The 13,760-nt window shown below is 67.5% G+C and carries 12 protein-coding genes; 2 read left to right on the forward strand and 10 right to left on the reverse strand.

Features of this window, described 5'->3' with window-relative positions; translation table 11 throughout:
* The first annotated feature begins 5 nt into the window (after positions 1-5).
* Positions 6-404 (forward strand): ATPase, encoded by a 399-nt coding sequence (locus tag A5758_RS15600; protein ID WP_067741618.1) that lies wholly within the window; start codon positions 6-8, stop codon positions 402-404.
* Between the two features lie 9 nt (positions 405-413).
* On the opposite strand, the gene A5758_RS15605 is transcribed toward A5758_RS15600, so the two are convergent.
* The 10 genes from A5758_RS15605 to A5758_RS15650 form a co-directional block, all read right to left on the reverse strand.
* Positions 414-1,226, reverse strand: coding sequence for a DUF1206 domain-containing protein (locus A5758_RS15605; RefSeq protein WP_067741621.1), 813 nt, complete (start codon positions 1,224-1,226; stop codon positions 414-416).
* Between the two features lie 154 nt (positions 1,227-1,380).
* Positions 1,381-2,301, reverse strand: a complete 921-nt coding sequence (locus A5758_RS15610; protein ID WP_156622653.1) for a hypothetical protein — start codon at positions 2,299-2,301, stop codon at positions 1,381-1,383.
* Between the two features lie 348 nt (positions 2,302-2,649).
* A complete protein-coding gene (ppc, locus tag A5758_RS15615; protein WP_067741627.1) occupies positions 2,650-5,457 on the reverse strand; it encodes a phosphoenolpyruvate carboxylase in 2,808 nt (935 codons plus the stop codon).
* Between the two features lie 45 nt (positions 5,458-5,502).
* Positions 5,503-5,736 (reverse strand): preprotein translocase subunit SecG, encoded by a 234-nt coding sequence (secG, locus tag A5758_RS15620; RefSeq protein WP_040624202.1) that lies wholly within the window; start codon positions 5,734-5,736, stop codon positions 5,503-5,505.
* A 31-nt stretch (positions 5,737-5,767) separates the two neighbouring features.
* Positions 5,768-6,553: a triose-phosphate isomerase gene (gene tpiA / locus A5758_RS15625; protein WP_067207473.1), complete on the reverse strand. Its 786-nt coding sequence runs from the start codon at positions 6,551-6,553 to the stop codon at positions 5,768-5,770.
* Positions 6,550-7,788 carry a phosphoglycerate kinase gene (pgk, locus tag A5758_RS15630; RefSeq protein WP_067207469.1) on the reverse strand — a complete coding sequence of 413 codons (1,239 nt, stop codon included), beginning with the start codon at positions 7,786-7,788 and terminating at the stop codon, positions 6,550-6,552. The genes tpiA and pgk overlap by 4 nt, the downstream gene beginning before the upstream one ends.
* A gap of 2 nt (positions 7,789-7,790) precedes the next feature.
* A complete protein-coding gene (gene gap / locus A5758_RS15635) occupies positions 7,791-8,810 on the reverse strand; it encodes a type I glyceraldehyde-3-phosphate dehydrogenase (protein WP_067741629.1) in 1,020 nt (339 codons plus the stop codon).
* Positions 8,811-8,926: 116 nt separating this feature from the next.
* Positions 8,927-10,354 (reverse strand): NAD(P)/FAD-dependent oxidoreductase, encoded by a 1,428-nt coding sequence (locus A5758_RS15640; RefSeq protein ID WP_067741632.1) that lies wholly within the window; start codon positions 10,352-10,354, stop codon positions 8,927-8,929.
* Positions 10,351-12,132, reverse strand: coding sequence for a DUF3556 domain-containing protein (locus A5758_RS15645; RefSeq protein ID WP_067741635.1), 1,782 nt, complete (start codon positions 12,130-12,132; stop codon positions 10,351-10,353). The genes A5758_RS15640 and A5758_RS15645 overlap by 4 nt, the downstream gene beginning before the upstream one ends.
* Positions 12,133-12,273: 141 nt before the next feature.
* Positions 12,274-12,750 carry a hypothetical protein gene (locus A5758_RS15650; protein WP_067741638.1) on the reverse strand — a complete coding sequence of 159 codons (477 nt, stop codon included), beginning with the start codon at positions 12,748-12,750 and terminating at the stop codon, positions 12,274-12,276.
* A 259-nt stretch (positions 12,751-13,009) separates the two neighbouring features.
* Between A5758_RS15650 and A5758_RS15655 the strand changes: the two genes are divergently transcribed.
* Positions 13,010-13,750 (forward strand): lysophospholipid acyltransferase family protein, encoded by a 741-nt coding sequence (locus tag A5758_RS15655; RefSeq protein WP_231987335.1) that lies wholly within the window; start codon positions 13,010-13,012, stop codon positions 13,748-13,750.
* Positions 13,751-13,760: the final 10 nt, after the last annotated feature.

Genomic DNA, 13,760 nt, shown 5'->3' on the forward strand with positions numbered 1-13,760 from the left:
TGATAATGACGGTCATGGCAGACAGAACCGTGCGCGGTGGGCAAGAGCGAAGCCGGATCAAGACCCTCACCCAGGCTGCGTTGAACGCCGACAAGACGGTGGAGCAGGTCGAAGACGTCCTCGACGGCCTAAGCACGACCATGAAAGAGCTCAACACTTCCCTTTCCAACCTGAACGCCACGGTCGAGCGCATGGAAAGCGGCCTGGACCACCTGGACGGCACCTTGTCACGGCTGGACGATCTGGCCAGGCGACTGATCGTCCTGGTCGAGCCCGTTGAGGCGATCGTCGGGCGGCTCGACGACATGGTGAAGGTAGGCGAGGCGATGATGACGCCGCTCGCGATGACCGAGCACGCCGTGCGGGGTGTTTTCGACCGGCTGCGCAACCGCACGGCGCAGTAGGGTCCGGGCCTACATCTTGGTCGACCGGGCCATCACGAAGCTGTACAGCCCGTAGGTGATGAGTCCGAGGCCGGCGGCGATCAACAGCGCCGCCCCATAGTGCTGAGCCCCGAGTGCCTTCAGGGCCCCGTCGAGCCCCGTGGCCTTCTTCGGTTCCGAGCGACACGCGGCGATGATCACCAGCGCGCCCGTCAGGGTGATCACGGCGCCCTTGCCGATATACCCGGCCACGCCGAGCCGGCGCACGAAGTCGCCCGACTTGCCCCGGAGGTCGTCGACGAAATTGCGGCTGGCGCCCTTGTAGATGTGGTAACACCCGACCACGACGATGACCAGCCCGCCCGCAACCAGCGCGATGGTGCCGCCGGTCGTTTCCATGAGGCGCGCGCTGATGCTCGAATTCTGTTGATCCGCCGCCCTTCCGGCGCCCCGGGCGAATCCGAATGCGGAGTAGGCAAAAGCGAGGTAGACCGCCGCCAGCCCAAGGGCCTTCGCCCGCGAGAACGCATCCGACGACGGGCCCTCCGACTTCCGGTCGCATGATCGGCCGAGGGCGGTTTCGACGAGCCGCCAGAGGCCCATCGCCAGCAGGGCCGCCGTGGCGATCCAGAGTGCGAGCGGGCCACCCGGTTTGGCGGCCAGCGTCGCCAGGGCGCCGGTTTGGTCCGCGGTGCCGCCGTCGCCGCATGCGACCCGGATGGCGAGGTAGCCGACGATCAGGTGCAGTACGCCGTTGACGACGAACCCGACGCGGGCGAGCCGTTCGAAGACGCCGTTCTGGGCCACCTGGGCCGCGGTGACGGGGGACGCGTTGTCCGACATGGCCTACGAATGCCCATCATCCGCTGTTCCGTAACACGCTGGCCAATCCGTTCATCGTCAGCAGGATGCCGCACCGGTTCGTCGTCGTCCCCGGAGCGGCAGCGGCGCTACCGCCCACTTGCAGGTAGCCGAGCGGCTCCGTGAAGGCCACTTGCTAGCCGATCACATCCGTCGAAGCGTTGCCGAACTGGTCACTCGTGCCGTTGAAGTCACCCGTGCACTTCACCGTCGCGTGGAATTTCGCCAGGGGCGGAGGAGCCAGATACGTCCGTGTCACAGTCGCTTTGGCTCCGATGGGAAAATTGTCGATCCGCTCTGGGATGATGCCGTTGGTGTTGACGGCGTCGTACTGACATTGGCCCGCGATGTTCGAGTTGTTGACGACGATTGCGTTGATCTGGAAGCCATTCTTCTGAAATGTCAAGGTGACAGCGTCTTTCGGCGGCGGCGCCGCTTGACACTGCTGGCCGGCCGGAACAGTCGCGGACACCGAGCCCGCCGGGCAATTAACGGGTGGCGCTGCCTGACACTGCTGACCGGCCGGGACGACCGAGGCCACCGAGCCGGCGGGGCAGCACGACGAGCCGGGAGGAAGCGTCTTTCCCGCCTCCGGTCCGGATGTGCACACCGCCGGCGCCGGCGCCGGCGCCGGCGCGGGCGCCGGAGGTGGCGTGTACTTGTAGATCGACCAGGCGCCGCAATCGTCGGAGCCGATCTTGTGCCAACGGCAACCTTGGATGGAGAAGGTGAATCCAGAGGCGACGTCGACGGTTTGGTGCATCGAGCTCGTGCTGACCTCAATCGCGTCGTTGCAAGCTTTCCCGATCGTCTCCTGCGGCTGGGCGTTGAATCTGGCGTGTACTTCGTCCCCGGCCTCGTCGCCCTGCACGCGCGGGCAGCCCGCGATGTGGCACGTCGCCCCGGAAGTACCTACGGGCGTGCAAGTCACGTCGTATCCGTTCCCCAACTGGTCGGCGCGGGCAGTCGGCGCCACGATCGGCGTCGCGATGACAAGACCGAAAAGACAGGCCGCGGCGGTGAGAATTGCGAAACGTTGCGTCGCTCGTTTTCTCATGGCAAGCCCCTTCGAGCACTGATGCCGCGCAGTCCAGAGTCGGACGGGTTCGGTGCGCGCCCCTCACCCTGTGCGGAGCGTATGCCTGCCAGAAGTCCGATGAATCAGGGAATTCCCTACAGTTTCAACTGGCCTGACCGCATTTGCCTGGGCCAGGTGTAACAGTGTCCGCTCGAGGAGTCGCCTTCTGATGATTGGCCGCCCAGATCGCCGCCCAGACTTGGTGATCGCCCGCCGCAGCATGAATGCTCATGCAGGGCAGCCGATCTGGACAGCACACCATCGGTCTGATCCGGGCTCGGCGTAGCCCGGCGTGACAACCGAGCCGTGATCAACGACTCAAGGCCGCTACCCGCTGTTACGTAACGCGCTGGCCAATCCGTTCATCGTCAGCAGGATGCCGCGCTGCACCAGTTCGTCGTCGTCACCGGAGCGGTAGCGGCGCAGCAGCTCCACCTGCAGGTGGTTCAGTGGCTCCAGGTAGGGGAAGCGGTTGAACACCGAGCGGGCCAGCGCGGGGTTGTCGGCGAGCAGGTCGTCGTGACCGGTGATCACCTTGTGCATCGCGATGGTCCGCCGGTGCTCGTCCACGATCTTGTCGAACACCCGGTCCCGCAGTTCCTCGTCCTCGACCAGCTCCGAGTAGTGCGCCGCCAGGCCGAGGTCGCTCTTGGCGAGCACCTGGGCCATGTTGGAGAGCACGCCGCGGAAGAACGGCCACCGCTCGTACAGCTCGTGCAGGATCGCCACCCGTTCGCTCTCGCTTTCGGGCCCGGCCGCGATCCACTGCTCGAACGCCGACCCGGTGCCGTACCAGCCCGGAAGCATCACCCGGGACTGGCTCCACGCCAGCACCCAGGGGATGGCGCGCAGGTCCGATATCGACGACGTGGGTTTGCGTGACGTCGGGCGACTGCCGATGTTCAGCGAACCGATCTCGCTGACCGGCGTCGAGGCCATGAAGTAGTCGACGAATCCCGGTGTTTCATGCACCAATTCGGCGTAGGCGCGCTGCGCCAGGGTGGCCACTTCGTCGAGCACCGCGTAGGCCGGTTCCGCGGCATCGCCCAGGCCCTCGACGTCGAGCAGCGTCGACTCCAGCGTCGCCGCCACCAAGCTCTCCAGGTTGCGCCGGGCCGCCTGCGGTTCGGCGTACTTGGCGGCGATCACCTCGCCCTGCTCGGTGAGCCGCAGCGAGCCGTTCACCGCGCCCGGGGGTTGCGCCAGGATGGCCTGATAGCTCGGCCCACCCCCGCGGCCGACGGTACCGCCGCGACCGTGGAAGAGCCGCAAGCGAATTCCGGCCTTGCGGGCCACCTCGACCAGCGCCAGCTCCGCTCGGTAGACCGCCCAGCTGGAGGCGAGGTAACCGCCGTCCTTGTTCGAGTCGGAGTAGCCGAGCATCACCTCCTGACGGCCGCCCTGCGCGTCGACGACCGCCCGGTACAGCGGAAGCTCCAGCATCGCGTCGAGGATGGCCGCGCCGTTATGCAGATCGTCGATCGTCTCGAAGAGCGGCGAGATGGCAACCGGGCAATACGGTTCGGGCCTGGAGGCATCCAGCAGCCCGCCCTCTTTCAGCAGGATCGCCACCTCCAAGACGTCGGAGACCGAGCGGCACATGGAGATGACGTAGTTGGGTACCGCGGCCGGGCCGTAGCGCCCGACGGCATACGCCGCGGCGCCAATGACGTCGAGCTCCTTGCGGGCCAGGTCGGACAGGCCCCCGCGGTCGCCGACCAGCGGGCGGCGGGTACCCAGCTCGCCGGCCAGCAGCTCGACCCGCTCGTCCTCGGGAAGCGAGGCGTAGTCCGGGTGCACCCCGGCCCACGCCAACAGCTCCCCCACCACCTCTTCGTGGACGTCGGAGTTTTGCCGCATGTCCAGCCCGGACAAGTGAAACCCGAAGACGCTCACGCCTTCTCGTAGCAGGGCGAGACGGTCGTCGGCCAGCAGTGCACTGCCGTGTGCGCGCAGCGACTCGTCGATGGTGTCCAAGTCCGCCTGCAGCTCGGCCGGGGCGGAATACGGTGCCAGGCCGAGGTCCAGCTCGTGCTGCGGCCGGCTGTCCAGGATCTCGGCGCCCGTCGCGGTGAGCCGGGCGCGGATCACCCGCACCGCCCGCCGGTACGGCTCGTCGGCACGGGCCTTCTCCCCGCAGCCCTCGGCCAGTTCCGCCAGCCCCGCGGTGACGGGGACGAGTCGCGCCGACATCGACAGATCCTGATCGAGGGCGGTGAGCTCTTCCAGGTAATGCGACAGCGCGGTGAACGCGGCACTGCTAGTGGCCTGGCGCACCACGTCGCCGGTCACGTTCGGATTGCCGTCGCGGTCGCCGCCGATCCAGGAGCCGGGCCGCAGGATCGGCGCGGCGAGCAGGTCGGTGTCGGGCCACCGCGCCCGCAACGCGTCCCGGACCTCGGCGTTGACCTGCGGAATGACCTGGAAGAACGCCGCGGCGAAATAACGCAGCCCGACCTCGATCTCGTCGGTGATCTGCAAGCGGGACAACCGGATCAGCGCGGTCTGCCACAGGGTGAGGACCTGGCGGCGCAACTCACGCTCGATGTTGCGCCCCTCATCGGTTTCGGTGTGCCCCTCGGCGTGCAACCGCATCAGCTGGGTGATCCGGTGCTGGGTGACGAAGACGGTGCGCCGCCGGGTCTCGGTGGGGTGGGCGGTGATCACCGGGGAGATCAGGGCGCCTCGCAGCGCGTCGGCCACCGTCGCCGAATCAAGTTCGGCCCCATCGAGTTTCGCGTAGGTCGCGGCTAGGCTGCTGTCCTGCGGCGGCTCGCCTGCGGAGACGTGGATGGCGCGGCGACGCTCCCGGTGGATGTCCTCGGCCACGTTGGCCAGCAGCGCGAAGTGGCTGAATGCCCGGATGACCGGGATCGCTTGGTGAATGTCGATTCCGTCGAACATGCGCGCCAAGTCGACCCGCTCGATCTCGGAGCGGCGCACCCGAAACGACTCCACCCGGGCGCGCTCCACGAGGTCGAAAACCTCGTCCCCGCTCTGCTCGCGCACGGTGTCGCCGAGGATGGCGCCCAGCAGCCGGATGTCGGCGCGCATCGGCTCTGTCGCCTCGCGACCGACGAGCGTGCGTTGCACGGCGCCGATGGGTTCGAGCGCGATGTCGGAAACGTCAACCATGCGTCCCAGTATCGGTGCGGATCACGCGCTCCGCCCGCCGACGGGTCACCGGTACTTGATCAGCAGGGCCACCCCGATGATGGAAACCAGCCAGATGCCGGTGATGAACAGCGTCAACCGGTCCAGGTTCTTCTCCACCACCGTCGAACCGGACAGGCTGGACTGCACACCGCCGCCGAACAGCGTCGACAGGCCGCCACCCTTGGCGCGGTGCAGCAGCACCAGCAACACCACGAGCACGCTTGTGACCACCAGGGTGATCTGCAGGGCCAGCTCCATGACGCTAAATCCTACCGGCGGGGCCGCGGCGTCACGGCAGGGGCCCGCCGGCGGCGATCGCCGCCAGCGTCGCGAACTGCTCACCGTCCAGGGACGCGCCGCCGACCAGGGCGCCGTCGATGTCGTCGCGGGCGATGATGTCACCGATGTTCTTGGCGTTCACCGAGCCGCCGTAGAGCACCCGAACGGTGTCGGCGACCTTGGAGGAGGCGAGGGTCGCCAACGTCGTCCGGATCGCGGCGCACACCTCCTGGGCGTCGGCGGCACTGGCCACCCGGCCCGTGCCGATGGCCCAAACGGGCTCGTAGGCGACCACCACCTTGTCGATCTGCTCGGCGGACAGCCCGGCCAGCGAGCCGCGCAGCTGCTCCTCGCAGTGGCTGACGTGTCCGCCGGCCTCCCGGACGTCGAGGTGCTCGCCAATGCACACGATCGGGGTCAGCTCGTGCTTGAGGGCCGCTGCGGCCTTGGCGGCCACCAGCGCGTCGTCCTCGTTGTGGTAGGTGCGCCGTTCGGAGTGGCCGACCACGACGAAGCTGCAGCCCAGCTTGGCCAGGAAGGCCCCGCTGATGTCACCGGTGTAGGCGCCCGAGTCGTGCTGAGACAGATCCTGGCCGCCGTAGGTCAGCCGCAGCTTGTCGCCGTCGACCAGGGTTTGCACGCTGCGCAGGTCGGTGAACGGCGGCAAGACCGTGACGTCGACCTTGTCGTAGTACTTGTCCGGGAGCGCGAACGCGATCTTCTGCACCAGCGCGATCGCCTCGAAGTGGTTGAGATTCATCTTCCAGTTGCCGGCGATCAGCGGCTTGCGGCTCACGCGTCTCCTCCACTTGGTTGCGGCCGCCCGAGAACCTCGATGCCCGGCAGCGTCTTGCCCTCGAGGTATTCCAGCGACGCGCCACCGCCGGTGGAAATGTGCGAGAAGTCGCCCTCCGGGATGCCCAGCGCACGCACCGCGGCCGCGGAGTCACCGCCGCCCACCACACTGAACGCGCCCTTGCCGGTCGCCGCGGCGATGGCCTCGGCGACGCCCCTGGTGCCCGTGGCGAACGCCGGGAACTCGAACACGCCCATGGGGCCGTTCCAGAAGACCGTCCGGGCGTTGGACAACAGGGCCGCGAAGCGCTTCACCGATTCCGGGCCGATGTCCAGCCCGATCATGTCGTCCGGGATGGCGTCGGCGGCCACCGTCTGCGGCGGCGAGTCGGCGGCGAACTGCTCGGCCACCACGACGTCCCTGGGCAGCCGCAGCACGTCGACGTAGGTGTCCAGCAGCCGGCGGCAGGTGTCGACCATCTCCTCTTCCAGCAGCGACTTTCCCACCGGAAAGCCTTGTGCGGCAAGGAAGGTGAAGCACATCCCGCCGCCGATCACGATGCTGTCGGCCTTGGTCGCCAGCGACTCGATGACGCCGAGCTTGTCGGACACCTTCGATCCGCCGAGCACCACCGCGTAGGGGCGGGTGGTCGAGCTGGTCAACTGCTCCAGCACCCGGATCTCGTCGGCCACCAGCGTGCCGGCGTAATGCGGCAGCAGCGTCGCCACGTCGTACACGGAAGCCTGCTTGCGGTGCACCACCCCGAACCCGTCGGAGACGAAAGCCCCTCCGGGCGAAACCAATTCGGCGAGTTCGCGGGCGAGCGCGAGCCGCTCACCGTCGTCCTTGCTGGTTTCGCGGGAATCGAAGCGGATGTTCTCCAGCAGCAGCACGTCGCCGTCCGTGAGCCCCTCGGCCCGGGCCAGCGCGTCCCCGCCGACGACATCGCCGGCCAGCTGCACGTGCCGGCCGAGCTGCTCGCCGAGCGCCGCTGCCACCGGCGCCAGCGACAACTTCGGGTCGGACCCGTTTTTCGGCCGACCCAGGTGCGCGGCGACCACCACCTTGGCGCCGGCGTCGACGAGCGCCTGCAACGTCGGCACCGACGCGGTGATCCGGCCCGGGTCGGTGATGGCGCCTTCGTCGTCGAGAGGGACGTTCAGGTCTGAACGCACCAGCACGCCCCGACCCGAAACACCTTCGGCCAGTAGGTCTTTCAGAGTAGGAACGGCCATGCTTACAGCGACTTGCCGACCAGTACGACGAGGTCGATGAGGCGGTTGGAGTAGCCCCACTCGTTGTCGTACCAGGACACCACCTTGGCTTGGTTGCCGATCACCTTGGTCAGACCGGAGTCGAAGATCGAGCTGTGCGGGTCGGTGACGATGTCGCTGGAGACGATCGGGGCGTCGTAGTACTTCAGGATGCCCTTCAGCTTGCCCTCCGCTGCGGCCTTGAAGGCGGCGTTGATGTCTTCGGCGCTGGCGGATTTGGACAGCTCGGCGGTGAGGTCGGTCACCGAGCCGGTGGGGATCGGCACCCGCAACGCGTACCCGTCGAGCTTGCCCTTCAGCTCCGGCAGCACCAGGCCGATGGCCTTGGCCGCGCCGGTGGAGGTCGGCACGATGTTCAGCGCGGCGGCGCGCGCCCGGCGCAGGTCCTTGTGCGGCCCGTCCTGCAGGTTCTGGTCCTGGGTGTAGGCGTGGATGGTGGTCATCAGCCCCTTGACGATGCCGAACTCGTCGTTGAGGACCTTGGCCAGCGGCCCGAGGCAGTTCGTGGTGCACGACGCGTTGGAGATGATGTTCTGGCTGCCGTCGTACTTGTCGTCGTTGACGCCCAGGACGATGGTGATGTCCTCGTCGGTGGCGGGCGCCGAGATGATCACCTTCTTGGCGCCGGCGTCCAGGTGCCCCTTCGCCTTGGCGGCGTTGGTGAACAGGCCGGTGGATTCCACGACGACGTCGACGCCCAGGTCGCCCCACGGCAACGCTGCCGGGCCCTCCCTGACCTCGAGTGCCTTGATCTTGTGCGGACCCACCACGATGGTGTCCTGGCCTTCCAGGCTGACGTCGTAGGGCAGCCGGCCCAGGATGGAGTCGAATTTGAGCAGATGCGCCAGTGTGTGGTTGTCGGTGATGTCGTTGACCGCCACCACCTCGATGTCGGCGGTGCCCTGCTCCTGTTGGGTCAGCAGGGCACGGTAGAAATTGCGTCCGATTCGACCGAAGCCGTTGATGCCTACTCGGACCGTCACTTGATCTCTCCCTGTCTTGGCGATGTCTTTACTGAGTCCGCTGAATACGCGCTCGTGGTCAGCCTAGATGAGCAACATGCGCGGTTGCCGCCCCGGTTCCCGCGGACGATGTGACCTCAGTCGCGGCGGGTCTTCTTCAGCCACTTCAGCGCCGACTCGGCGGCGTGGTAACCGCACAGCCCATGGATGCCCGCCCCCGGAGGCGTCGACTGTGAACACAGGTAGACGCCGGGCACGCCGGTGGCGTAGGGATCGACGGCGATGCGGGGGCGGAAGATCACCTGCAGCCCGTCGTTGGCGCCGCCGATGATGTCGCCGCCGATGAAGTTCGCGTTGTAGGCCTGCAGCTCGGCGGGCCCCTTGCTGACCATCGCCAGGACGCGGTCGGAGAAACCCGGCGCAAACCGCTCGATCTGGCCGACGACGGCGGCCGTGGCGTCGCCGTCGTAGCCGAACGGCACGTGCGCGTAAGCCCAGATGGGGTTGACGTTGCCCGCCGAGCGGGACGGGTCGCTCAGGTACTGCTGCCCGAGGAGCACAAAGGGCCGGTCGGCCATCTTTCCCTGCGCGCGTTGACGTTCGGTGTCCGCCATCTCGGCGAACGTGCCGCCCAGGTGGACGGTGCCGGCCCGGGTGCAGTCGGGGTTGGTCCACGGGATGTCGCCTTCGATGGCGAAGTCGACCTTGAACGCCGACGAGCCCTCGCGGTAACGCCGATAGGACCGCCTGATCCGGTCCGGCATGGCGTCGCCGTAGATGGCGAGCGCCGCGGCCGGGCTGAGGTCGAGCATGACGATGTCGGCGTCCGGGATGTCTTTGCGACTGCTGACGGTCACCCCGGTCGCCACCGAGCCGCCGTACTCCTGCAGGGCGACGGAAAGCGCATGGCTGATCGACCCGGACCCCCCTTGCGCGACGGGCCAGCCGTAGCGGTGCCCGCTGGCCAGGATCATCAACCCCAGGGACGCGGTGAGCGGCCGGTCGAGCCGGGTGTAGACGTGCGCGGCCGCGCCGCCGAACAGCGCGCGCGCCTGCTCGGTGCGAAACCAGCGGGCCATGGTGGTGGCCGGCAGCAGCGCCCGCGGGCCGAAGCCGGCCAGGCGGAGCGGGTGACGCGGGATGCCCAGCACCGGACCCATGAGATCCTCGGCCAGCTCATCGAATCCCGCCGCCAGGTCCCCTATCGCCCGTCGCCACCGGGCGCCGTCGGCCCCCATCCGGGCCACCGTCTCATCGAGCGACTGGTAGAGCACGCCGGCGGTGCCGTCGTCGAGCGGGTGCGCGCAGTCGACTTCCGGCCACTTCCACCGCAGCCCGTAGCGCTGCAGGTCGATCTCCTTCCAGAACGGCGAGCCGACGCCCAGCGGGTGAAACGCCGAGCAGTGGTCGTGGATGACGCCGGGCATCGTCAGTTCGCCGGAGCGGGCTCCCCCGCCGACGGTGTCGCACGCCTCGAGCACCTGGACTTCGACGCCGTGACGGGCGAGGTGGATCGCCGCGGCCAGGCCGTTGGGGCCGGCGCCGACCACCACGGCTCTGCTCATAAGCCGTTGCGCCGGATCGTCCGCGGCGAAGCCGGGCGGTTGCCGCCATCGATGACATGCACGGGCAACTCGTCACCGGGCTCCGGCCACGGCTGGCGGGCGAGCATGTCCTCGACGTTGACATAGCCTTCCTCGATCAGTCCAGCCTTGGCGTCGAGGATGCGGTACCACTGCTTCTGGATGTGGATGGGCTGTCCCTCGAGGACGATCACCCGCACGTCGCCGTCCTCGAAGTGGCAACGGCGCTGCACGGCTTCGAGCAGCTGCTCGTTGTGCAGGTGGCCCTCGCCGAAGTTCCAGCCGACGAGCGGCCCGGCGACGATTTCACCCTCGCGGATCTTGTAATTGGCTTCGTCGTCGATGGCGCGAGGCACCAGGGCGTTGAGCGCGCGGCCGTGCACGTGCATGGCCCGGAAGGCGGCGGTCTTGTCCGCCATGATCTCCGCGGTCTCGGGGTCGTAAAGCCGGGCCAGCTGGTTGATGACCAGGGCGGAGCTCTTGACGATCTCGGCGTCGATCTTTTCCTCGGCGCCGGCGCGGAAGCACCACACGCTGGATGCCCAGTTGCCGGCGTAATACCTCATTGCGGGGAGGAACGAAATCTTCTTGGGGAACATGTTTCCCGCGATCACGATTGCCACCGCGGCGATGACGAGGGCCCACAGCAGCGGCGAACGCAAGTCGGTGGCCTGGATCGAGGCATAGTGCCCGAACAGATAGAACAGCGAGAAGATGAAGAAGACGTTCCACTCCAACGGAACTCCCATCGGGAGGTTGGAAATGATGTTGAGGTGGAAGATCACCATGAATCCGATCAGGAACCACCGCCACGGGTGATCGCCGGCGAAAAAGACCAGCACCGTCGGAACCACGAATTCGGCTGTGGTGCCGCCGACGTGGGCCATCATCTTCGGCAACCAGGTGGGACGCAGATCGTTGATGTGGTCGCGGTACAGCATGTGCTTGATCGGGTTGAACAGTTTGGGCCGCAGCAGCGCGTTATTGCTCGTCATTACCGACACCACATACGGGAAGTGGTGGTTGAGCTTGGATGTTGCGGCGCCCCACCACAACAACAGCATGATGAGCTTGTATGCCGCGATCTGATCGGTGAACGGGAAGAAGAACACGAACAGCTTGAGCCAGTAGTGCTCGCCGCGCGCGGCCAGGAAAATGGTCTTGTCGCGCAGGCCCAGTACCGCCAGCGCGACGATCGTCGGGATGACGCGGACGGGGTCGATCAGGCCAACGTCGCCGACCGCGGTGACCGGCCCGCCGTGGCCGGGCGACAGCAGCGCCCACACCCCGCCGGCCAAAACGATTGCGTACAGCGCGACGTCGACGACGGTGCGGCTGTCACCGGCGGTGAACGGCACCTTTCCAGGCCACGCCGGCAGCCGAATCGTGTTGGGCCGCAGCCAGTACAAGATTCCGCCGATGGGCGGCATGAACCGTCCGGTCAGCGGGCCGGACCCACAACCCAGGCCCATCACCTCGAACAGCAGCGTGAAGACGATGACCTTCTGGTAGACGATCGGCTGCGTCCACCAGTCGGCGATGCGGCCAAGCCCGCCGAGGCCCGGGGTCAGCGAGATGATCGCGGCGGGGACGGCGATGTACAGGGCGATCTTGATCAGGTACAGCAGATACACGGCATAGGGTGTCCCGAAGCCGTGTTCCGCCCAGTGCCGCGTCACGACCTGCAGCCGGGTGGCCCGGGGCAGTGTGGGCCAGGTCTTGCGATCGACGTCGGGAAGGTCCGGGGTCATGAATCCCATGGGCGGCCTCGTTCGGTGTCGGAAGAACCAGTTGGCCCGTCAAATGTATCGGCACCGCCGCGCGGGTGTGGCCGAATCGGCGCGACGCACCCCTTCGCCGGTCGCGCGAGCAACGAAAATCGCTGCGCGATAGGCGAATTGCTACCGGACCGCGGAGCGGGGCCGCGCGGAGAGGGCTTGCGGGTCCCCCGGCGTCCGGCGGGCGAATCTGCGGCGCAACTTCTCGAGCATGCCGTCGAGATTGTCCCGGTCCTGTTCCTCGATCCGCGCCATGCGGCGAAGGTTGCAGACGGCATCGACGTCACCGTTGGCTTGGGCGGTGACGATCGCCTTCTGGTAGTCGTCGAGCCGCTGTTCGATGAGCCTGCGGTTCTGCGAGAGCAGCCGCACGAAGTAGTCGGCCTGGCGGTGGTCCGCCGCGTCCGGGGTGGCCGGATCGACGTCACCGGCCGGGCGCTCGGTGGCCGGTGCGGACGGCGAGGGTCCCGGACTGCGACGGACCGGTTCGGTGCGGACGACGCTGGCGTGGGGCCGCCGGGAGCGCCGGTCGTTGGGGCTACCCCTGCGCGCGCCACCCGAGCGGGCGTTGCGCTCGGGGGACAAACCGGCAACGTCCATCGGGTCCCGTTTCTCGAGATTTCACTGAGGGCGTCGTAACAATAGCGCCGGGAACCGGCGGGCACCATATCCGCAGACGCGGAAAGAGATAAACACCATGACGGCCGCCGCGCCCCGGTCGCTACCATCGAGGAACTCGACGCGGCTCCTCATACCTAGAGCGGCCTCGCGGGAGCGTCAAGGGAGGAACGTGACCGACAACGATCACCCCGATGTCGGCGACATCGGCAAATTCGACCCCGTCTTGACCCAGCGCCTGATGAGCGTGATGCGCCCGGCCCTGAAGACATACTTCCGCTCAGAGGTGCACGGCCTGGGTTCGTTCCCGCCCGGCGGGGCGCTGGTCGTCGGCAACCACTCCGGCGGCATGTTCCCGATGGATGTCCCCATCTTCAGCGTCCACTTCTACGAGAAGTTCGGCTATGACCGGCCGATCTACACACTGAGCCATGACATCCTCATGACGGGCCCCACGGGCGAGTTCTTCCGCCGCACCGGATACATCCGGGCCAGCCGGGAGAACGCGGCCAAGGCCCTGCGGTCCGGCGGGGTGGTCATCGTCTTCCCCGGCGGTGACTACGACGCATACCGGCCCACGCTCTCGGAGAACGTCATCGACTTCGACGGCCGCAAGGGATACGTCAGGACGGCCATCGAGGCCGGGGTCCCCATCGTGCCCGCGGTGTCCATCGGCGGACAGGAGACGCAGCTCTACCTGTCGCGCGGCACCTGGCTGGCCGAGCGGTTGGGGGTGAAGCGCTTGCTGCGCAGCGCCATCCTGCCGCTGTCGTTCGGCTTCCCCTTCGGCTTCAGTGCGGTGATCCCGCCCAACCTGCCGCTGCCGACCAAGATCGTCACGCAGGTGCTGAAGCCGATCGACATCACCGCGCAATTCGGCGATGACCCGGACGTCGACGCGGTAGACGAGCATGTGCGGTCGGTGATGCAGCAGGCCCTCAAGGACCTGGCCGCCAAGCGACGTTTCCCGATCCTGGGCTGAACCGTGGCCT

The organism is Mycobacterium sp. 852014-50255_SCH5639931, assembly GCF_001665605.1.
In the GTDB taxonomy this organism is placed as follows: Bacteria; Actinomycetota; Actinomycetes; order Mycobacteriales; family Mycobacteriaceae; genus Mycobacterium; species Mycobacterium paraffinicum.

What these genes read in the sequence shown, in the direction of transcription:
- A5758_RS15645 (WP_067741635.1), bottom strand. Translation starts at nt 12,132, where the DNA reads ATGGGATTCATGACCCCGGACCTTCCCGACGTCGATCGCAAGACCTGG.
- A5758_RS15600 (WP_067741618.1), top strand. Translation starts at nt 6, where the DNA reads ATGACGGTCATGGCAGACAGAACCGTGCGCGGTGGGCAAGAGCGAAGC.
- A5758_RS15655 (WP_231987335.1), top strand. Translation starts at nt 13,010, where the DNA reads ATGAGCGTGATGCGCCCGGCCCTGAAGACATACTTCCGCTCAGAGGTG.
- A5758_RS15610 (WP_156622653.1), bottom strand. Translation starts at nt 2,301, where the DNA reads ATGAGAAAACGAGCGACGCAACGTTTCGCAATTCTCACCGCCGCGGCC.
- pgk (WP_067207469.1), bottom strand. Translation starts at nt 7,788, where the DNA reads ATGGCCGTTCCTACTCTGAAAGACCTACTGGCCGAAGGTGTTTCGGGT.
- ppc (WP_067741627.1), bottom strand. Translation starts at nt 5,457, where the DNA reads ATGGTTGACGTTTCCGACATCGCGCTCGAACCCATCGGCGCCGTGCAA.
- A5758_RS15605 (WP_067741621.1), bottom strand. Translation starts at nt 1,226, where the DNA reads ATGTCGGACAACGCGTCCCCCGTCACCGCGGCCCAGGTGGCCCAGAAC.
- secG (WP_040624202.1), bottom strand. Translation starts at nt 5,736, where the DNA reads ATGGAGCTGGCCCTGCAGATCACCCTGGTGGTCACAAGCGTGCTCGTG.
- A5758_RS15650 (WP_067741638.1), bottom strand. Translation starts at nt 12,750, where the DNA reads ATGGACGTTGCCGGTTTGTCCCCCGAGCGCAACGCCCGCTCGGGTGGC.
- A5758_RS15640 (WP_067741632.1), bottom strand. Translation starts at nt 10,354, where the DNA reads ATGAGCAGAGCCGTGGTGGTCGGCGCCGGCCCCAACGGCCTGGCCGCG.